This window comes from Streptomyces sp. NBC_01431, from assembly GCF_036231355.1.
Classification (GTDB): domain Bacteria; phylum Actinomycetota; class Actinomycetes; order Streptomycetales; family Streptomycetaceae; genus Streptomyces.
In genome coordinates this window covers 4,915,772-4,935,755 of record NZ_CP109496.1, presented here as the reverse complement: position 1 = coordinate 4,935,755, position 19,984 = coordinate 4,915,772, and the positions used below count along the sequence as shown (strand labels likewise).

General features: G+C 72.4%; 16 protein-coding genes. 5 read left to right on the top strand and 11 right to left on the bottom strand.

The annotated features are described in order from the left end of the window. Window positions 1-162 precede the first annotated feature (162 nt). The 4 genes from OG522_RS22720 to OG522_RS22705 form a co-directional block, all read right to left on the bottom strand. Window positions 163-2,082 carry a hypothetical protein gene (locus OG522_RS22720; RefSeq protein WP_329464842.1) on the bottom strand — a complete coding sequence of 640 codons (1,920 nt, stop codon included), beginning with the start codon at window positions 2,080-2,082 and terminating at the stop codon, window positions 163-165. Between the two features lie 126 nt (window positions 2,083-2,208). Further along, window positions 2,209-3,012 carry a polysaccharide deacetylase family protein gene (locus tag OG522_RS22715; RefSeq protein ID WP_329464841.1) on the bottom strand — a complete coding sequence of 268 codons (804 nt, stop codon included), beginning with the start codon at window positions 3,010-3,012 and terminating at the stop codon, window positions 2,209-2,211. Next, window positions 3,009-4,262, bottom strand: coding sequence for a glycosyltransferase (locus OG522_RS22710; protein WP_329467690.1), 1,254 nt, complete (start codon window positions 4,260-4,262; stop codon window positions 3,009-3,011). Before OG522_RS22710 ends, OG522_RS22715 begins: the two co-directional genes overlap by 4 nt. 128 nt (window positions 4,263-4,390) lie before the next feature. After that, a complete protein-coding gene (locus OG522_RS22705; protein WP_329464840.1) occupies window positions 4,391-5,461 on the bottom strand; it encodes a GNAT family N-acetyltransferase in 1,071 nt (356 codons plus the stop codon). A 273-nt stretch (window positions 5,462-5,734) separates the two neighbouring features. Here OG522_RS22705 and OG522_RS22700 point away from each other — a divergent pair, with 273 nt between their 5' ends. Then, on the top strand, window positions 5,735-6,031 hold the full coding sequence (locus OG522_RS22700; protein WP_329464839.1) for a hypothetical protein: 297 nt from the start codon (window positions 5,735-5,737) through the stop codon (window positions 6,029-6,031). Window positions 6,032-6,125: 94 nt separating this feature from the next. Here the strand turns inward: OG522_RS22700 and hutI are convergent, their stop codons facing one another. From hutI to hutU, 4 genes are all read right to left on the bottom strand, one after another. Further along, entirely contained in the window at window positions 6,126-7,292 is a 1,167-nt protein-coding gene (gene hutI / locus OG522_RS22695; protein WP_329464838.1) for an imidazolonepropionase, read from the bottom strand. A 198-nt stretch (window positions 7,293-7,490) separates the two neighbouring features. Beyond that, the gene (locus OG522_RS22690; protein WP_329464837.1) at window positions 7,491-8,828 is read right to left on the bottom strand and encodes a formimidoylglutamate deiminase; all 1,338 of its coding nucleotides are present in this window, start codon (window positions 8,826-8,828) and stop codon (window positions 7,491-7,493) included. Beyond that, the gene (locus tag OG522_RS22685; RefSeq protein ID WP_329467689.1) at window positions 8,819-10,009 is read right to left on the bottom strand and encodes an allantoate amidohydrolase; all 1,191 of its coding nucleotides are present in this window, start codon (window positions 10,007-10,009) and stop codon (window positions 8,819-8,821) included. The genes OG522_RS22690 and OG522_RS22685 overlap by 10 nt, the downstream gene beginning before the upstream one ends. 95 nt (window positions 10,010-10,104) lie before the next feature. Next, complete coding sequence (gene hutU / locus OG522_RS22680; protein WP_329464836.1) at window positions 10,105-11,769, bottom strand: urocanate hydratase; 1,665 nt, start codon at window positions 11,767-11,769, stop codon at window positions 10,105-10,107. A gap of 113 nt (window positions 11,770-11,882) precedes the next feature. Between hutU and OG522_RS22675 the strand changes: the two genes are divergently transcribed. Next, a complete protein-coding gene (locus OG522_RS22675) occupies window positions 11,883-13,280 on the top strand; it encodes a diaminopimelate decarboxylase (RefSeq protein WP_329464835.1) in 1,398 nt (465 codons plus the stop codon). A gap of 11 nt (window positions 13,281-13,291) precedes the next feature. On the opposite strand, the gene OG522_RS22670 is transcribed toward OG522_RS22675, so the two are convergent. Then, window positions 13,292-13,858, bottom strand: a complete 567-nt coding sequence (locus OG522_RS22670; RefSeq protein ID WP_329464834.1) for a hypothetical protein — start codon at window positions 13,856-13,858, stop codon at window positions 13,292-13,294. Between the two features lie 125 nt (window positions 13,859-13,983). Next, window positions 13,984-14,823 carry a MurR/RpiR family transcriptional regulator gene (locus OG522_RS22665; RefSeq protein ID WP_329464833.1) on the bottom strand — a complete coding sequence of 280 codons (840 nt, stop codon included), beginning with the start codon at window positions 14,821-14,823 and terminating at the stop codon, window positions 13,984-13,986. 345 nt (window positions 14,824-15,168) lie between these two features. Between OG522_RS22665 and OG522_RS22660 the strand changes: the two genes are divergently transcribed. Continuing rightward, window positions 15,169-15,615: a hypothetical protein gene (locus tag OG522_RS22660; RefSeq protein WP_329464832.1), complete on the top strand. Its 447-nt coding sequence runs from the start codon at window positions 15,169-15,171 to the stop codon at window positions 15,613-15,615. 349 nt (window positions 15,616-15,964) lie between these two features. Here OG522_RS22660 and OG522_RS22655 read toward each other — a convergent pair whose 3' ends face one another. After that, window positions 15,965-17,353: a cystathionine beta-synthase gene (locus OG522_RS22655; RefSeq protein WP_329464831.1), complete on the bottom strand. Its 1,389-nt coding sequence runs from the start codon at window positions 17,351-17,353 to the stop codon at window positions 15,965-15,967. A gap of 163 nt (window positions 17,354-17,516) precedes the next feature. On the opposite strand from OG522_RS22655, the gene OG522_RS22650 reads away from it, so the two are divergent. After that, window positions 17,517-18,503 carry an SGNH/GDSL hydrolase family protein gene (locus tag OG522_RS22650; RefSeq protein ID WP_329467688.1) on the top strand — a complete coding sequence of 329 codons (987 nt, stop codon included), beginning with the start codon at window positions 17,517-17,519 and terminating at the stop codon, window positions 18,501-18,503. A 145-nt stretch (window positions 18,504-18,648) separates the two neighbouring features. Further along, a complete protein-coding gene (locus OG522_RS22645; protein ID WP_329464830.1) occupies window positions 18,649-19,869 on the top strand; it encodes an acetyl-CoA C-acetyltransferase in 1,221 nt (406 codons plus the stop codon). Window positions 19,870-19,984: the final 115 nt, after the last annotated feature.

The following is a 19,984-nucleotide window of genomic DNA, read 5'->3' as shown; positions in this document are numbered from 1 at the left end:
GTTACTCGACTGCGGACCGTGTGGGGCTGATCGCGCAGTTCCCCGCGCCCCTGGCCCCCCTTCGGCCGCGGACCGTGCGGGCTTGATCGCGCAGTTCCCCGCGCCCCTGGCGGGGCGATCCCGGCAACGGGCACAACCAGCCTGTCCGGCGATCGGGGACGATCAGCGGGTGGGCGGTGCCACGTACTGCAACACCGTTCCGTACGCGCTTTCGTCGATCACCCGGAACCTCGGCGAAGCCTTGAGCTTGGACTTGAGCTGCTGGAAGCCGCCTGCGGGGAGCAGCCCCTCCCCCGCCGTGTAGATGTCCTGCGTGCGCGTGAGGATGAAGTACACCGGCCGCCCGTCCTTGGGTAGTTGGGGCTCCAGGTAGCCCACCGGATCCCGCAGCATGATCGCGTTCTGCGGCTCCTCCTGTTCCGCCACGTACCAGTGCTCCAGCTGGTCGTAGCGGTGCAGCGACTGCGGGAAGGAGCCGGTGACGGCGAGGATCATCGAGCCCTTGGGCGCGTTGTCGAGCACCTTGGTCACCATCGCCGTCTCGGCGGGCGGCGTGTAGTACATGCGCTCCTTGCCGTAGTAGGCGGGGATGAACCCGGCGACGAGCAGGGCGAGCACCACCGGCAGCGCGACGGCCGCGACCCGTTGGCGCACCACGGGTCTGATCCGCCCCTCGCCCTGCCCGGCCGCCGCCGGCACCAGGGCCGCGGCGGCGAAGAACGCGGCACCGGGCAGCCCGAACAGGTAGACCCTGAAGAGCATTTCGCCGCCGTAGTCGTTGACGGCGAACAGTGGCACCGGCGCCACCGACACCAGCAGCAGCGGCAGTGCGCTCTTGACCAGCTTGCGCCGCAGGACGACGGCGACCGCCGCGAGAGCGGCGATCACCAGCACCATGACGACATCGGCGCGGCCCTGCAACACCGGTCCGGGGCCGGTGAGTTGACCCGCGTATCCGGCGCGCGAGTTGTTGAGGAGGTTGCCCACCGACTCCTTCAGGGAGGCGAGCGTCTCCACGAACAGCGGGCGCCCCATCGTGACGTCCCAGATCAGCATGATGACGGCCGTGACGACGAGCAGCCCGGGGTTTCGGTAGCGCCGGGTCAGGTTGAGGGCGACCAGGGCGACGCACAGCATCACCGGGGTGAGCTGGTGGGTGAAGTTGATGGCGGCGATCATCGGCGCGAGGATGGTGATGCAGACGGCTCGCTGGCGCCCCGTGGTGGGCGGCGGGACGCTGGCCGCGGCCGGGTCGAGGTTGGCCCGCGACCGCAGCTCGCCGGCGGCCCCCGGGCGTACGAAGTGCCGGAACACCACGGCGAGCACCGCCAGGTGCAGGATCAGCGCCATGCCCTGCGGCGAGAAGTAGTCCTGGCCGACCCAGTTGGCGACCTCGAAGATCCATACGCCGGTCCACACCAGCCGCCAGTCCTCGGCGAAGGTGCGGTAGATCAGGACGAGCACCGGGATCAGGACGACGCCGTAGAACAGCGAGGCCCAGTTGAGGTAGGAGGCCGCGGTGTCCACGCCGAAGGCGCGCACCAGACCGGCGTTGAGCGTGAAGAAGCCGGGCCACTGGTCGTACGCCGCCATGTTGCCGGACAGCGGTACGCCCGGCCGCAGCTCCTGGTTGGCGAGAAGGTGGTTGACCACCGCGTCGTGCTTGGAGGACCAGGGGTAGCGCACCGAGTCGTACAGGATCGCGGTGGGCGCCTTCAGCGCGAAGAGCAGGGCCACGCTGTAGAGCCCCGGCCACCAGGGCGCGGTGCCCGCCCGCCGCAGGCTGACGACGAAGCCGCCGGTCAGGACGGCGAGGGACACGCAGAAGGCGGCGGGCAGCTTGTCGAGCAGGCCCCAGTCGCCCATGTGGCGGTAGTCGATGTGCGGCAGCGAGTACGCCCATAACGCGGCCGCGAGCGCCAACGGCAGCCAGGTGAACAGGATTTGAGGCTGTATCAGATCGGGTCCCGACCAGCGTCGCGGGGCGCCCTTCACGGGCCCGTCGGCCGCCTGCTGTCGGGCCGTGCCGCCGGGGGGCCGTCGCTTGCTCCCCCGGGCCGGCGCGGGCACACGTTGTTGCACAGTGCGACTCCCCCCACAGATGTGGTCGCGGCCGTCACGCCGCTGTCCCCTGGCTGTCCCCTTGAGCGAAGTATAAGAACACTCTTCGCGTCTGTGTGGCTACACCGCAGACCGCTCCCGCGGGCGCTAGCCCGCGAACACCGGCCCTTTCACGGCGGCCCTGGTCCGCCGGTACAGGCGCCAGCCGACCGTCCGCAGCGAGTCGTTGTACGGCGCCGCGCGCGCCCCCTCCCCGCGCATCCATGCCCCGACGTCGGCGAGGGTGTGACCGCGGCGCAGGATGAGCCGGGCGATGCGGTACGCCTCGTCGCGCTCCGAGCTGAGCGCGTGCCGTACCGCCACCGCCGTCTCGTACCCGGCGGCGCGCGCGGCCGTGCGCACGGCGCGGCTGTTGTAGCCGTGCGGATAGGCGAGATGATCGATCCGGTGGCCGAGCGCGTCCTCCAACACAGCCTTGGACTCCACGAGTTCACGCTTGAGGGCGCTGGGCGTCAGCGTGTCGAGCTGCGGGTGCGAGATGGTGTGCCCGCCGACTTCGAGGCCGTACTCCTCCAGGAGCTTCGCCTGGTCGAGGCTCATCATCGGGGCGGGCGGCAGCAGGCTGCGGCGGCCGGGCGTGATCGCGCCGGTGGTCAGATAGGCGGTGGCGGGCACGGCACGCTCGGCGAGCGCCTCGGCGGTGCTCCCCGGCAGGTCGGCGAACCCGTCGTCGAAGGTGAGCACGACGGGCCGGGGCGGCAGCGGGGCCCGCCCGGCGAGGTGCGCGGCGAGCGCGCTGATGGTCACCGGCGTACGCCCACTGTCGCGGATGACGTCGAGCTGGTCCGCGAACTGCCTTGGTGTGACGGTGAATTCGGCGATCCAGTCCGGCGGGTCGTCCATCACCGCGTGGTACAGGAGCACCGGGATGCGGGCGGCCCGGCCGCTCATCGGGCCACCTGCCAGGGCAGCCGGTGGCCGCGCACCCGGCGCCGGGCGCGCAGATAGCCGAGCGGCCCGTACAGCATGCCCCGGCGCTCCAGGCGGGACAGCGAGCGCGGCCAGGGGTAGCTCTGCGAGCCGTGCTCGCCGGGTACGGACTGCTCGCCGGCGTCGCGATGGGCGCTGATGGCGAGCGCGTGCGCGATGCCGCGCGGCACCCGGGCGAGCAGCGCGGGCAGCAGCGCCGGGCGTCGCGCGATGATCGCGGTGAGGTAGGCGGTGAGCCCGGCGCCGTATCCGTACGCCTGGTTCTCCAGGTCCTGCCAGGTCTCGCGGTGGTGGTGCCACACCAGCGCCTCGGGCGTGTAGCTGAGCCGGTGGCCGGCCACGACGATCCGGGCGAAGGCGTACAGGTCGTCGCCGCCGCGGGCCGGGGTACCGGTGCCGGTCGCCGGGTCGAAGCCGCCGACCGCGCGCAGCGCCGCGGCCCGGAACGCCATGTTGGCGCCCGAGCCGAACCTTCCCGCCGTGAACGGGAACAGCGGTTCGTCGGCGGGCGGTCTGCGCGGGTCGAAGTGGCGGGGTGCGAAGCCCTTGGTGAAGCCGCCGTGGCTCTCCAGCAGGATCTGGGCGGGAGTGGTCAGCCGGGCGGGCAGGATGAGGCCGGTGGCGCAGCCGAGTCGGGGGTCCTGGGCGAAAAGCGCGGCCAGCGAGGAGAGCCAGCGCCGGTCGGCGATCACGTCGTCGTCGGTGAACGCGATGATCTCGCCGTGCGCGGCGGCGACGCCCCGGTTGTGGGCGGCGGCCAGACCCGGCACGGGTTCGGTCAGGTAGCGCACGCCGAGCGGGGCGTAGCGCCGCTCGACCAGTTCGCGGGTCTGGTCGGTGGCGGGGTTGTTGTCGACGACGAGGATCTCGTGGTCGGGGTGGTCCTGACCGAGCAACGAGTCCAGGGCGCGGGCGAGTTGGCTCGCGCGTTCCCGGGTGGCGACGACGACGCTCGCGCGCGGCAGCGCCACACCGGGCGCGGGCCGCTCCTCGGGCACGAACCCGGTGAGCTGCTTGCGGGCCGCCCCGGCCAGCACCTCGGCCGCGTCGTCGCCCTCCCGGACCTGCTCGATCACCGTCCCGACCGGCCGCCCCCGCAGCCTGACCAGGACGTACACCTCGCCGTGGCCGACCGGCGGCCCGCCCGGCGCGGGCGTCAGAGACAGGACACCCCCGTCCAGACCGTCGAGGTCCAGCTCCCCCACGCTGATGCCCCGGCTGATGCCCTGCTGCCGCACGAGGCTCTGAGCCTCCGGGCCGTGCGACGTCTGCGACCTGTCCGACACTGCGTTTCCCCCCGTGCTCCGGGTCCGTCCTGTGGCCGTGCCCCGCGCGGGGGCTACTTTCCGACGCCGCGCAACCGCCCGGCCTGTTTGAGGCCGCGCTGCGCGAGCTCGGCGAGCCGCGGCCGGTCCCGTACGAATCCGTGCGCCCGGCGGGACGGCTCGCGCCCGATCCAGTGCAGCACCGCGCCCGCCCCGGGCCGGGTGGACGCCCCCTCGTACACCGGTATCTCGCCGGTCTTCAGCGCGTCCTTGTACTCGGCGGCGCCCCGTCCGAGGTCCAGCATCCCGATGCCCTCGGCCGCCGCGGCCTCGGCCATCCGCAGATGGAGCACCAGACCCGGCGAGTACTTCGCGAACTCCGGGTCGTACGCCGGGAACCAGCAGGCCAGGACCGTGGCCGAGCGGAGCCCGAAGTGGGCGGCGACCGGCTGGTCCGCGACGTACAGCACGGAGAGCAGCCCCGAGCAGCCGGGCGCGCGGGTGTGGGCGAGCTGCTGCACCAGGGTGTTGATCCAGTCCTGCGCGAACCGGTCGCGCCGCCCGGTGCGGCGGTACTGCGCGGACTTCCACTCCATGAGCTGTGCGAGCGCCGCCGGGTCCCGCTCGTCGAAGACGAACCGGACCTCCCCCGCCTGCCGCCCCAGCCTGCGCTCCTTGGCGGTGGTCGTCTTGAAGAACTTCGGCGACTGCTGCCGCAGGGTCGTTTCGTAGGCGGCGTAACCGGCCCCCACGTCGATGACGAAGGAGGCGTACGAGGCGGCCGCGTCCGGCGCGAACAGCGACTGGCCTGCCTCCAGGTTGTCGAACTCCCAGGACGACAGACCGCAGGAGCGCAGCAACTCGCCCTGATCCAGAGCGATTTCGGGGCGCCCGACGATGCCCTGGCAGTCCGATACCCCGAACCCGATGGCCCGCCCCTGCCCCACCTTCCCCTTCTCGTACGGGAAGAAGGCGGCGGGCTCGGCCCCCTCGTACACCACGGCCACCCGCGCCGAGGACCGCACCCGGCCGACCGCCAGGGTGAACTCGGGCTCCATGAAGGGATTCGCCGGCGCGCCGGACTTGGCCCGCAGCTCCCGCCACGCTTCCAGTTCCCCGGCGCCCAGATCGCCGGGTCTCACCACTCGTATGCGTCCCCGTGCGCCCTGGGCGGCGCCGCTCCCGCGCAGACTGCTCAACTCGACCCCCCGGTCTCCCCCGAGCCCCGCTGATCTGGACGGTACCGGGCGATTTCACCCGGCGGTAGGTACCGTCCCGGAGTTTGTGACCATACGGTGAAGGTTGGTACGTCGTCGTCGCTTTGGCCGGTTCTTGGCCCCGGTGACGGGTGGGACGGCCGGGGCCGGGCGTACGCGTGGTGGGGCGGGCATGAGCTAATGCACGGTATGAGCTACTTCATGACCGATCTGTCGGGCGCCTCGGTCGACGAGCCCGACGAAGCGACCATGCGCACGATCCTGGACGGCCTCGCCGACGCCGACGACGAACACCCCGATGTCTCGCTGACCCACGAGAACGGCTGGTCACTGAGCGCGTTCCCGAGCGGCGAGCTGCTGTGGCTGCTGTGGGAGAACCTGGACGACCCCGACACGGCTCCGCGCCAGCTGTCGGGGGTGTCCAGGGACGAGGTGCTGCGGCTCTTCGGTCTGCTCGCGGCGGGCGACACGGCGGAGATCGAGAAACTGGCGTCCTGAGCGGGCGGGCCGCGGCGGCCTGAGCGCTTGAGGGCTGATCCCGAGGGCCTGCGCTCTTGAGGAACGGCGGGCCGCGGCGGCGTGGGGTTCCCGGTCAGACCGGGCGGCCCGCCCGCCAGACCTCGCTGACCAGCGGAACACCGGGCCGGTAGGCGAGGTGGACGTGCGAGGGCGCGTCCAGGAACGCCAGGTCGGCGCGGGCGCCGGGAGTGAGGCGGCCGATGTCGGTGCGGCGCAGCGCGGCCGCGCCGCCCGCGGTCGCCGACCAGATCGCCTCGTCCGGCGTCATCTTCATGTCCCGTACGGCGAGCGCGATGCAGAACGGCATCGAGGACGTGAAGGAGGACCCCGGGTTGCAGTCGGTGGACAGGGCGACCGTGGCGCCCGCGTCCAACAGCCGCCTGGCGTCCGGCCATTGAGCCCGGGTGGAGAACTCGGCGCCGGGCAGCAGGGTCGCGACCGTCGCGCTGTTGGCGAGGGCGTCCACGTCGGCGTCGGTGAGGTGGGTGCAGTGGTCGGCGGACGCGGCCTCCAACTCGACGGCGAGCTGCACGCCGGGCCCGTACGTCAGCTGGTTGGCGTGGACGCGCGGCAGCAGCCCGGCGGCCTTGCCCGCGGTGAGGATCGCGCGCGCCTGGTCGCCGTCGAAGGCGCCCTTCTCGCAGAAGACGTCGACCCAACGGGCGTACGGGGCACAAGCGTTGAGCATCTCACCGGTGACCAGCTCGACGTAACCGGCCGGGTCGTCGGCGTACTCGGGGGCAAGGATGTGCGCGCCGAGGTAGGTGACCTCGTCGGTGTGCCCGGCCGCGATGCGCAGCGCGCGGGCCTCGTCGGCGACGGTCAGGCCGTAGCCGGACTTGGTCTCCTGGGTGGTGGTGCCCTGGTGCAGCGCCTCGGCGATGTACCGGGCGACGTTGGCGCTCAGCTGCTCGTCGGACGCGGCCCGGGTGGCGGCGACGGTGGTGCGGATGCCGCCGGCGGCGTATGCCTGACCGGACATGCGGGCGTTGAACTCCTGGGTGCGGTCGCCCGCGAAGACGAGGTGCGAGTGGGAGTCCACGAAGCCGGGGATCACGGCGCGGGCCTGTGCGTCGTGGGCGTCGTCGGTGGGCGGGGCGGCCTGGGCGGGCCCCACCCAGGCGACCTTGCCGTCTTCGACGACGAGGGCGGCGTCGCGAATGAGGCCGAGGGGGCCGTCTCCCTTCTCGGGGTCGTTGGTGACGAGGGAGGCGATGTTGTGTACGAGGGTGGCGCGCATGGGTTCCTTTCGCTGCGGGCCGTGCGTGGCTGGTCGCGCAGTTCCCCGCGCCCCTGGCAGGACCGGTGCTGGTCCGGGTCGGCATCATCAGCCCGTCATGGGGGTCCCCCTGGCCCTTAAGGCCTTGGGGGAGATTGAGGACGAGCGCCCTCAAGGCGCGAACGGGGCCCGGGCGGAGCCCCAGCAACCGGGGGGAATCTACGGTCTCAGGGAGGCGATCGCTTCGGACAGGGCCGACGCCACGTCGGGTATCAGGGCGTGGGACCCGTCCCGCACCACCTGACGGCCGCCCACCACCACCTGCCGCACGTCCGCCGCCGACGCCGCGAACACCGCCGTCTCCGCGGCCAGCCGAGGCACCGCCCCCGCCGTACGGACGGAGTCCAGCGCGATCGTGGTGAGGTCGGCGAGGGCACCGGTTTGGATGCGGCCCGCCTCGTGCCAGCCCAGGGCCGCCTGCCCGTCGACGGTGGCGGCCCGCAGCAGCGCCGCCGCCGTCCAGTGCCCGCGGGTCCGCGTACGGAGCCGCTCGTTCAGCTCCATCGCCCGCGCCTCCTCCAGGATGTCGATCACGGCATGGCTGTCGCTGCCGAGCGAGAGGGGGGAGCCGGCCCGCTGGAGGGCGAGCGCGGGACCGATGCCGTCCGCGAGGTCGCGTTCGGTGGTGGGGCACATACAGGTGCCCGTACCGGTGGAGCCGAGCAGCGAGATGTCCCCGTCCGTCAGGTGCGTGTTGTGGACGCCGGTGGTGCGCGGCCCCAGCACCCCGTGCTCCCTGAGCAGCTGGGTGGGCGTCAGACCGTAGGCGTCGAGGCAGGCGTCGTTCTCCGCCGTCTGCTCGGAGAGGTGCACATGCAGCGGGGCCCGCCGCGCCTCGGCCCATTGGGCGACCGTGCTCAACTCCCCTGCGGGGACGGCCCGTACGGAGTGGATGGCCGCGCCGATCCTGGCGTGGCCCCGCTCCTTGAGAGCCGAGCAGCGTTCCGCCCAGGCCTCGGCGGTGCCATCGGAGAAGCGGAGCTGGTGCTGGTTCGGGGCGGCTCCGAAGCCCGAGGAGAGGTAGGCGGTGTCGAGCAGGGTGATGCGGATGCCCGCCTCGGCGGCCGCGGCGATCAGCGCCTCGCCCATCGCGTTGGGGTCGTCGTACGGGGTGCCGCCCGGCGCGTGGTGGAGGTAGTGGAACTCGCCGACGGCGGTGACCCCGGCGAGCGCCATCTCCGCGTACACGGCGCGCGCGAGCGCGTGGTACGAGTCCGGGGTGAGCCGGGACGCGACCTGGTACATGACCTCGCGCCAGGTCCAGAAGGTCCCGGAGCCGACCTGCACGGTGGAGCGCAGGGCCCGGTGGAAGGCGTGCGAGTGGGCGTTGGCGAGACCGGGCACTGTGAACCCGCGCAGTGCGACGGCGCCGGGCGGCGGCTGCTCGACTCCGGTGCGCACGGCGGCGATCCGGCCGCCGTCCGCCACGTCGACCACCACGCCCGGCTCGACCTCGGGATCGATCCAGGCGTGCTCCAGCCAGTACGTCACCTGCACGCCAGGCCCTCCAGTACGTCGGCGAGTGCGAGCACCCCGGCCACGCAGTCGTCCTCGCCGGCGAACTCGGCCGGGGAGTGCGAAACGCCGGAGGGGTTGCGCACGAACAGCATGGCGGTCGGGATCGAGCCCGACAGGATTCCGGCGTCGTGTCCGGCGCCGGTTCCCAGGACGGGGGTGCCGCCGCCGAGGATCTTGCCGATCTCGTCCCGCAGCGCGTGCTCGAACTCCACCACGGGGGTGAAGGACTCCCGCACCACGCTCAGGTCGATCCCGTCCCGCTCGGCCCGCTCCTTCGCGGCCCGCTCGATCGCGGCGACGACGGTGTCCAGGGTGTCCTGGTCGGCGGCGCGCGAGTCGAGCCAGCCGCGCACCAGGGACGGGACCGCGTTGACGCCGTTGGGCTCGCAGGAGATCTTGCCGAACGTGGCGACGGCGCCCGCGAGTTCGGCCTCGCGCCGGGCGGCGAGGACGGTCTCGGCATACGTCAGCATGGGGTCGCGCCGGTCGACGAGGCGGGTGGTGCCGGCGTGGTTGGCCTCACCCGCGAAGTCGAACCGCCACCGCCCGTGCGGCCAGATGGCCGAGGCGATGCCGACGGCGTCCCCGCTCAGGTCGAGCGCGCGGCCCTGCTCGACGTGCAGCTCCACGAACGCGCCGATGCGGGCGAGCCGCCCCGGGTCGGGGCCGATGGCGTCCGGGTCGTACCCGGCCCGCTCCATGGCCTGCGGGAGGCTGATCCCGTCGGTGTCGCGCAACCGGTGCGCGGCCTCGACGGTGAGCTGTCCGGCGGTCAGGCGCGACCCCACGCAGGCGAGCCCGAACCGGGCGCCTTCCTCGTCGCCGAAGTTGGTGATGGCGACCGGCCTGGTGAACTCCACTCCCCGGCGCCTGAGTTCGTCGAGTGCGGCGAAGGAGGACACGACGCCGAGGGGGCCGTCGAAGGCGCCGCCGTCGGGCACGGAGTCGAGGTGCGACCCGGTGACCACCGCGTCGCCGGCCGCCGGGTCTCCGGCCCAGGCCCACTGGTTTCCGTTCCCGTCGACCTCGTAGGTGAGGTCGCGGGCGGCGGCCTGCGCCTGGAACCAGGCACGGCAGTCGGCGTCCGCCGCGGTCCAGGCGTAGCGCCGGTAGCCCCGGGTGTCGGCGTCGCGCCCGATGGGCGCGAGGTCTCGCCACATCTCCTGGAAGGAGGGCTGCTCCCCGCCCGACCCCTTCCGCGCCCTGGTGGGGTCGGTGCCGGCGGGGCGGGCGTCCGGAGTGGGGGAGGCGGAGCTCACTCGCCCTCACCCTCCCGCATCGGCACGCGAACGCCCTTGTCGTCGGCCACCCGCTCCGCGATGTCGTACCCGGCGTCGACGTGCCGGATGACGCCCATCCCGGGGTCGTTCGTCAGGACGCGGCGGATCTTCTCGCCCGCCAGCTTCGTGCCGTCGGCCACCGACACCTGCCCGGCGTGGATGGAGCGGCCCATGCCGACCCCGCCACCGTGGTGGATGGAGACCCAGGACGCGCCGGAGGCCACGTTGACCATGGCGTTCAGGAGCGGCCAGTCTGCGATCGCGTCGGAGCCGTCGAGCATCGCCTCGGTCTCGCGGTAGGGGGAGGCCACCGAACCGCAGTCGAGGTGGTCGCGGCCGATGGCCAGCGGCGCCGCCAGTTCACCGCTGGCGACCATGTCGTTGAAGCGCTCGCCGGCCTTGTCGCGCTCGCCGTAGCCGAGCCAGCAGATGCGGGCGGGCAGGCCCTGGAAGTGGACCCGCTCCCCCGCCATCTTGATCCAGCGGTGCAGGGACTCGTTCTCCGGGAAGAGTTCGAGCATCGCCTTGTCGGTCTTGTGGATGTCCGATGCCTCGCCGGACAGCGCGGCCCAGCGGAACGGGCCCTTGCCCTCGCAGAAGAGCGGGCGGATGTAGGCGGGCACGAACCCGGGGAAGGCGAACGCCCGCTCGTAACCGGCGAGTTGGGCCTCGCCACGGATGGAGTTGCCGTAGTCGAAGACCTCGGAGCCCGCGTCCATGAAGCCGACCATGGCTTCGACGTGCCGGGCCATCGACTCGCGGGCCCGGGTGGTGAAGCCGGCCGGGTCCTTGGCCGCGTACGCCGCCATGTCGTCGAACTCGACGCCCACCGGCAGATAGGACAGCGGGTCGTGGGCCGAGGTCTGGTCGGTCACGATGTCGATGGGGGCGCCCTCGGCGAGCATGCGCGGGAGCAGCTCGGCCGCGTTGCCGAGCAGGCCGATGGAGAGCGGCTTGCGGGCGTCGCGCGCCTCGACGGCCAGCTGGAGCGCGTGCTCGACGGAGTCGGCGCGCACGTCCAGGTAGCGGTGCTCGATGCGGCGCTCGATGGCACGCGGGTCGACGTCGATGCAGATGGCGACGCCGTCGTTCATGGTGACGGCGAGCGGCTGGGCGCCGCCCATGCCGCCGAGACCGGCGGTGAGGGTGATGGTGCCGGCGAGGGTGCCGTTGAACTTCTTCGCGGCGACGGCCGCGAACGTCTCGTACGTGCCCTGGAGGATGCCCTGGGTGCCGATGTAGATCCAGGAGCCGGCCGTCATCTGGCCGTACATGGTCAGGCCCAGCTGCTCCAGGCGGCGGAACTCCTCCCAGTTCGCCCAGTCGCCGACCAGGTTGGAGTTGGCGATCAGGACGCGCGGCGCCCACTCGTGGGTCTGCATCACGCCGACCGGGCGGCCGGACTGGACGAGCATCGTCTCGTCCTGCTTGAGGGTCCTGAGCGTACGCACCATGGCGTCGAAGGAGCGCCAGTCGCGGGCGGCCTTGCCGGTGCCGCCGTAGACGACGAGCTTGTCGGGGTGCTCGGCGACCTCGGGGTCGAGGTTGTTCTGGAGCATGCGCAGCGCGGCTTCCTGCTGCCATCCCAGGGCGCTCAGTTCCGTACCGCGCGGTGCCCGTACGGGGCGGGGTCCTGACATGGCGATGCCTCCTCGTGACCTGATCCAGATATTCACATCCTGGGTTACTGAATAGAACTAGTCAATAGACGGTGGCTCTGCACATCCCTCCACCCGGTGATTGGCTGGATCACATGACTTCCCAGGCACGGTCCGCGGCGGCCCGCACAGCATCACCGGCGACATCGGCGGTGACCGGCACAGCGTCAGCGGCGGCGCAGCGCCGCGAGCAGGCCGTACGGGCAGCTGTCGAACAGGGCCTTGCGGGGCCCGACGTCCCCATCGTCGCCCTCCTCGACACCACCGGCATCCGCACGAGCGCGGCCGCCCTGCGGGACGCCTTCGCCGCCGTGACCGACGCGCCCGTACTGCACGCCTTCGCCGTGAAGGCCTGCCCGCTGGTCCCGGTCCTGCGGCTGCTGCACGCCGAGGGCCTGGGCGCCGAGGTCGCGAGCCCCGGCGAACTGGCGCTGGCCACGGCCGCCGGGGTGCCGCCCGCCGACACCGTGCTCGACTCCCCCGCCAAGACCCCCGCCGAGCTGCGCGAAGCGCTCGCCTTGGGCATCGCCGTCAACGCCGACAACCCCCAGGAGCTGTCCCGCCTGGACGCGCTCGTGGGGTCGGCGCGGCCCTCCTCGCCGGTGGGGCTGCGGGTCAACCCGCAGCTCGGCGCCGGGTCCATCGAGGCGCTGTCCACGGCGACGGCCACCTCCAAGTTCGGAGTGGCGCTGCTCGACGAGGGCGCCCGGGAGTGGGTCGTGCGCGCCTATGCCGAGCGTCCCTGGCTGACCCGGGCGCACACGCACTCCGGCTCGCAGGGCGTGGCGCTCCCCCTCATGGCCCAAGGCGTCCGGGCGGTCTACGAACTCGCCGAGGAGATCAACGCGGCGGCCGGGCGGCGCCAGGTCGACACGCTCGACATCGGCGGCGGCCTTCCGGTCAACTTCGCCTCCGACGAGGAGACGCCGACGTACGCCGCCTACGCACAGCTCCTGAAGGACGAGGTGCCGGGCCTGTTCGACGGGCGGTACGCCCTGGTGACCGAGTTCGGCCGCTCACTGCTCGCCAAGCACGGCACGGTCCTCGCCCGGGTCGAGTACGCCAAGACCTCGGGCGGGCGCCCCATCGCGGTCACCCACGCCGGGGTGCAGATCGCCGCCCGCACCGTGTACGCGCCCGCCTCCTGGCCGCTGCGGATCGAGGCGTACGACGCGAAGGGCCGCCCCAAGACGGGTCCGGCCGTCGCCCAGGACATCGCGGGCCCGGCCTGCTTCGCGGGCGACCTGCTCGCCGAGAACCGCCCGCTGCCGCTGCTCGACCAGGGCGACTACGCGGGAGTCCTTGACACCGGGGCGTACTACTTCGCCCACCACTACTCCTACAACTCCCTTGCCCGGCCCGGGATTTACGGATTCACCGGGGACGCGGAGGGCGTCCGCTTCGCCACCGTGCGCACCCCGCAGCCGATCTCGGACCTGGTCGCCGAGGCGGGCGGCGGACACGCGGACGCCCTGCTCGCCGACGGCGCCTGAGGCCCGGGGGGTCAGTGGCGCCGGGCCCCGCCGGGCTCGGCGTCGCCCGCGCCGAGCCCGGTCGTCCGAAAGCCCCGTACCAGCTTGCCGACCGGCTGCCCCTTGGGCACCCAGTCCGTGCGGATCCACAGCAGTGCGTCGGCGGAGCGTTCCAGGCGGCCGAGCCAGGCGGCCTTCAGCCACAGCCCCGCCCCGGCGCCCGCCATCAGCAGGCCGGCCGCGCCGGGCAGCGCGAAGCCGGAGCCCAGCGCCGCGAGGAAGGCGAGCAGCAGCCACCAGCGCCAAGCCCGGCGCCAGGTGCGTACGGTCACGGAGCGGGCCTGGAGGAAGTCCGCCTTGGCGGCGCGGGAGGCGGCCCCGGCGAAGTGCGTGTAGCGGCGGCGCCGGGCCAGGAACACCACGGCGGCCGCGACGACGAACAGCGCCGCGCCCGCGAGCAGCCCGATCCTGCGTCCGGTGAGACTCAGCGGCAGCGCCGCCCCGACACCTGCGGCCAGCAGGCCCAGCCACCACAGCGGAGCCGCCCCGGCCCGCACGATCACCGCCACCCGCGCCAGCGCCTGCGCTCCGCGACCCACGCTCCACCTCCGTGCCGTCGAAATCCTGGCGCGGAGGCTAACGGGAAAATCTGAACGCACGGTGAGAGCGGCACCCGAGCCGCATGAGGGCTAATCCGCAGAGCGGCACCCGAGCCGTATGAGGGCTACTCCACGAACAGGCCGCGCGCGGCGGCCTTCGCGTCGAACTCCTCCAGGCGTGCCTGCGCGTCCGGCAGGTCGTCGCACATGGCCTCCAGGAGGACCCGGCCGAGCAGCATCGGCGCGCACGCCGTGTCGAAGGCGAGCCCGGTCCCCACGGCCGCCGGGATCAGGAGGTCGCTGTACTTGGCAACCGGCGCGAACGCCGAGTCCGCGACCGTGACCACGGTGAGCCCGGCGGACTGCGCGTACCCGAGCGCCTCGACGACCTCCCGGGGGTGCCGCGGCAGCGCGAAGCACAGCAGCGCCGAGGCCCCGGCCCGCAGCGCCGCGTCGATCCGGTCGGCCAGCATCGTGCCGCCCTCGTCGAGCAGGCGCACATCGGGGTGGACCTTGGCCGCGAAGTAGGCGAAGCCGCGGGCCTGCGAGGAGGCCGCGCGCAGACCGAGCACGGGCAGCGGCCGGGACGCGGCGAGCAGCCGCCCCGCCTGCTCGACCGGGCGCGGATCGGCGAGCAGCCCGGCCAGGTGCTGGAGGTTCTCGATCTCGGCCCGCACCGCCTGCTGGTACTCGTTGTACGTGCTCTGCGCGGGTTCGCCGGTGGCGACCGGAGCCACTTCGCGCAGGTGGCGGCGGAGCGCCGGGTAGCCGTCGAAGCCGAGGGCGACCGCGAACCGGGTCACCGACGGCTGGCTGACTCCGGCGAGTTCGGCGAGCTCGACACTGGACAGGAACGGCACGTCGGCCGCGCGGCGCACCATGCAGTGCGCGATCCGCCGCTGGGTCGGGGTCAACCGGCGTCCCTCGAAGAGCAGTTGGAGCCGTGCGGCAGGGCTGTCGCTCATGCCGTCCCCCTTCATACGTACAGGTCCGTGAACTGGTCGAGCAGTGCGGCCGCCCGGGAAGGTACAGAGTGACCGACCGCGGCCGGGCCGGACGGTGAATCCCCCGAGGCGTCCAGGGGGTGGGACGACAACACGCGCGAAAACCACCCTTCCCGGACACCGGACCACAGACCCGCGTACGAGCCATGGACAAGCTATTCAGTCACCCAGAACTCTGCATGACGATATACAGCCGAGCAACCCTGCACCGCCCCGCACCGGCGCTCTTGCTCGTGCCGGCACCAGGGAGGAATACGGGGGATAGCACCACTGCGGACGCGCTCCCGGCTCCGTACCGTGAACTCCATGGACGCCCGTGACACGGAGCTCAGGTCCAGCCCGCTGGGCGACGCTGAGCTCAAGAAGGAACTCGACGCCACCCTCCAGGCCCGCCGCGAGCTCGGGCCCGAGTACGAGTCCGCGCTGGTCGACTCCTTCCTGGAGAAGGTCGAGCAGCGGGTCGACGGCTCGGTGGACCGGCGCATCAGGCGGCAGCTCGCCGAGCAGCAGATGGTGGTGGCGCGTGGCGGCCGCCCGTCCCGGAGCGACTCGGAGAACAGTTTCGGCGAGCGCTTCGGCTTCGCCATGGTCTCGCTGATCCTCGCGACGCCGCTCTCCGCGATCGGCGCGGTCAACGCGGGCCTCAGCGGCCTCGTGGTCACCTGGCTCGGCATCGTCGGCGTCAACGCCGTGCACGCCGCGCACGCCTGGCCGTGGCTGGGCCGCCTGCGCCGCACGAACCGGGACGACTGAGCCGCAGCGCCGGGCGCCGCCGACGAGCGGTGGGCGGCGGGCGGCGGCGGAAGAAGTGATCGCGGGGACCGCCACACCCCCGGTTGCCCGGGGGGCGGGACGACGGCGGTCCCCGCGAGGGACACGGTCCGGGTCAGTTCCGGTCTCCGCGTCCTGGGCGTCCGGGGAAGTCCGGGAGCCGCTCCGGAAGTTCCTTGACGCCGCTGGTGGTGTCGGCCGGGTTCACCTGCCCGGGTCCCCCTGCCGACATCCACCACTGTGCCCGCGCCGTGTTAAGCGGGTGCTGCGCGCACATGTCGCGCTCGTACCAGTTCCACGACTTCGCCGACTCGGGCCACCCGCGCGGGAGTTACTGCGCGGTGCGGGCCAGGAAAGCCAGCAGGTCCTGGCGGCTGACCACACCGGTCGGCTTGCCCTCGACGAGCACGATCGCCGCGTCCGCCTTGCCGAGCACGGACATCAGGTCGGCGACCGGCTCGCCCGAGCCGACCTGCGGCAGCGGCGCGCTCATGTGCTTCTCCAGCGCGTCACCGAGCGAGGCACGCTGGGTGAACAGGGCGTCGAGCAGCTCGCGTTCGACCACCGAGCCGATGACCTCGGCGGCCATCACATCGGGGTGCCCCGCGCCCGGCTTCACGATCGGCATCTGCGAGACGCCGTACTCGCGCAGCACCTCGATGGCCTCGCCGACCGTCTCCTCGGGGTGCATGTGCACGAGCGAGGGCAGGTGGCCGGCCTCCTTGAAGCCGAGCACGTCGGAGACGCGCGCCGAGGGGCCCGCCTCCTCCAGGAAGCCGTAGTCCGCCATCCACTCGTCGTTGAAGATCTTCGAGAGGTAGCCACGGCCGGAGTCCGGCAGGAGCACGACCACCACGTCGTCGGGGCCGAGGCCCTCGGCGACCTTCAGCGCGGCCACCACGGCCATGCCGCAGGAGCCGCCGACGAGCAGGCCCTCCTCCTTGGCGAGGCGCCGGGTCATCTGGAAGGAGTCCTTGTCGGACACCGCGACGATCTCGTCCGTGACGCTCTGGTCGTAGGCGGTCGGCCAGAAGTCCTCGCCGACGCCCTCCACCAGGTACGGGCGGCCGGAGCCGCCGCTGTAGACGGAGCCCTCCGGGTCGGCGCCGACGATCTTCACCTTGCCGTCGCTCGCCTCCTTGAGGTAGCGGCCGGTGCCGGAGATGGTGCCGCCGGTGCCGACGCCCGCGACGAAGTGGGTGATCTTCCCCTCCGTCTGCTCCCACAGCTCGGGACCGGTGGTCTCGTAGTGCGAACGGGGGTTGTTCGGGTTGCTGTACTGGTCCGGCTTCCAGGCCCCGGGCGTCTCGCGAACCAGCCGGTCCGAGACGTTGTAGTACGAGTCCGGGTGCTCCGGGTCGACCGCCGTCGGGCAGACCACGACCTCGGCGCCGTACGCCCGCAGCACGTTGATCTTGTCCGTGGAGACCTTGTCAGGGCAGACGAAGATGCACTTGTAGCCCTTCTGCTGGGCCACGATGGCCAGGCCCACACCCGTGTTGCCACTGGTGGGCTCGACGATCGTGCCGCCGGGCTTGAGCGCGCCGGACTGCTCGGCCGCCTCGATCATGCGGACGGCGATCCGGTCCTTCACCGAGCCGCCCGGGTTGAAGTACTCGACCTTGGCCAGGACCGTCGCCTGGATGCCCTGGGTCACACTGTTGAGCCTCACCAGCGGGGTGTTGCCTACGAGGCTGATCATCGAGTCGTGGAATCGCACCGTTGTCTCCGGGTCTCCGATTAGGTGCTGCCAGCGTATGCGGAGTGCGACGGGGGTGTTCACCTCGGCGCTGGATTGAGCGACACCCGCTACCGGGCAGTTAGGTGGTGTACGACTGCGACGCTAGGAGGTGGCAGTGGCCGGGACTCTGTCGAGAGCCAGGGTGGCGCGGCGGATCGCGACGGGCGCGGCGTTCGGCGGCGGCGGCATCGGACTGCTGGCCGGGGCCGCGGTCGGCGTCGTCCTGGCCGAGCTGGCGCTCGCGAAACGCTCGGTGGGCAGCGGATCCCCGCAGGCCCCCAGCTCCGACGGGCTGTACGGAACCGCCTTCGCCGACGGTACGCCGCCGATCAGGTTCGGCATGCTGGGCGACTCCACGGCGGCCGGCCAGGGGGTCCGCCGAGCGGGGCAGACCCCGGCCGCACTGCTGGCCGCGGGGCTCGCGGCGGTCGCCGAACGCATGGTCACGCTGCGGAACGTGGCACAGCCCGGCGCCCGCTCGGACGACCTGGAGCGCCAGGTCTCGCTCCTGCTCGACGACCCGGACCGCCTCCCCGACGTCTGCGTGATCATGATCGGCGCGAACGACGTCACCTCGCGGATGGCGGCGACGGCTTCCGTGCGCTACCTGTCCACGGCAGTGCGCCGGCTGCGCACCGCCGGGGCCGAAGTGGTCGTCGGGACCTGCCCCGACCTCGGCACCATCGAGCCCGTCTACCAGCCGCTGCGCTGGCTGGCCCGGCGGGTCTCGCGGCAGCTCGCGGCGGCGCAGACGATCGTGGTGGTGGAGCAGGGGGGCCGCACCGTGTCGCTCGGCCATCTGCTCGGCCCGGAGTTCGAGGCGAACCCGCGGGAGCTGTTCGGGCCCGACAACTACCACCCGTCGGCCGAGGGGTACGCGACCGCGGCGATGGCCGTGCTGCCCACGCTGTGCGCCTCGCTCGGCCTGTGGCCGGAGTCCGACCACCCCGACGCCTCGCGGGACGAGGACATCCTGCCGGTGGCGAAGGCGGCGTCCGCGGCGGCGGCCCAGGCGGGCACGGAGGTCACCGCGGCCCGCGCGCCATGGGCCCTCCTCAAGCACCGCAGGCGCCGGCGCCTGCCCGCCCCGTCGGAACCGACCCCGCACGGCACGCCGTCGGGCCCTTAGCGGCGCCCCTGGGCGGGTTCGCCCAACCCGCCCTGAGCAACCGCTTAGAAAAGAGTCCCGCATCACACGGCACCCCGGATGACCAATCCACTACGTACGGGTAACTTCCCAAGAGCCCTGCACTTCTCAGCCCCCTGGAGCCGTGATGCCCGAAGCCGTGATCGTCTCTGCCGCCCGTTCCCCCATCGGCCGCGCCTTCAAGGGCTCCCTCAAGGACCTGCGCCCGGACGATCTGACCGCCACGATCATCGAGGCCGCCCTCGCCAAGGTGCCCGGTCTCGACCCCCGCGACATCGACGACCTCATGCTCGGCTGTGGCCTGCCCGGCGGCGAGCAGGGCCACAACCTGGGCCGGATCGTGGCCGTGCAGATGGGCATGGACCACCTCCCCGGCTGCACGATCACCCGGTACTGCTCCTCCTCGCTCCAGACCTCCCGCATGGCCCTGCACGCCATCAAGGCGGGCGAGGGCGACGTGTTCATCTCCGCCGGCGTCGAGATGGTGTCCCGGTCCGTCAAGGGCTCCTCCGACGGTCTGCCGGACACCCACAACCCGCTCTTCGCGGACGCCGAGGCGCGCACCGCCGCCGTCGCGCAGTCCGAGGGCGCGAGCTGGCACGACCCGCGCGAAGACGGCCTGATCCCGGACGCGTACATCGCGATGGGCCAGACCGCCGAGAACCTGGCCCGCCTCAAGGGCATCTCGCGCCAGGAGATGGACGAGTTCGGCGTGCGGTCGCAGAACCTCGCCGAGGAAGCCATCAAGAACGGCTTCTGGGAGCGGGAGATCACCCCGGTCACCACCCCGGACGGGACCGTCGTCAGTAAGGACGACGGGCCGCGCGCGGGCGTCACCGTCGAGGGCGTCCAGGGCCTCAAGCCGGTCTTCCGTCCGGACGGACTCGTCACCGCCGCCAACTGCTGCCCGCTGAACGACGGTGCCGCCGCCCTGGTGATCATGAGCGACACCAAGGCCCGCGAGCTCGGTCTGACCCCGCTGGCCCGGATCGTCTCCACCGGCGTCACGGGTCTGTCGCCCGAGATCATGGGGCTCGGCCCGGTCGAGGCGTCCCGCCAGGCCCTCAAGCGCGCCGGGCTCACGGTCGACGACATCGACCTGTTCGAGATCAACGAGGCCTTCGCCGCCCAGGTCATCCCGTCCTATCAGGACCTCGGCATCCCGCTGGACAAGCTGAACGTCAACGGCGGCGCCATCGCGGTGGGCCACCCCTTCGGCATGACGGGCGCCCGGATCACCGGCACGCTCATCAACAGCCTCCAGTTCCACGACAAGCAGTTCGGTCTGGAGACGATGTGCGTGGGCGGCGGCCAGGGCATGGCCATGGTCATCGAGCGCCTCAGCTGACGCGTCCGTCACCAAGGGTTGAACGCGCGCGGCCCCGCTGACCAGCGCGCATGCGTCCCACAGGCAACGCACAGCCAACCGTGCCGCGTCCTAACCGTGACCGAATCTCCCCCAG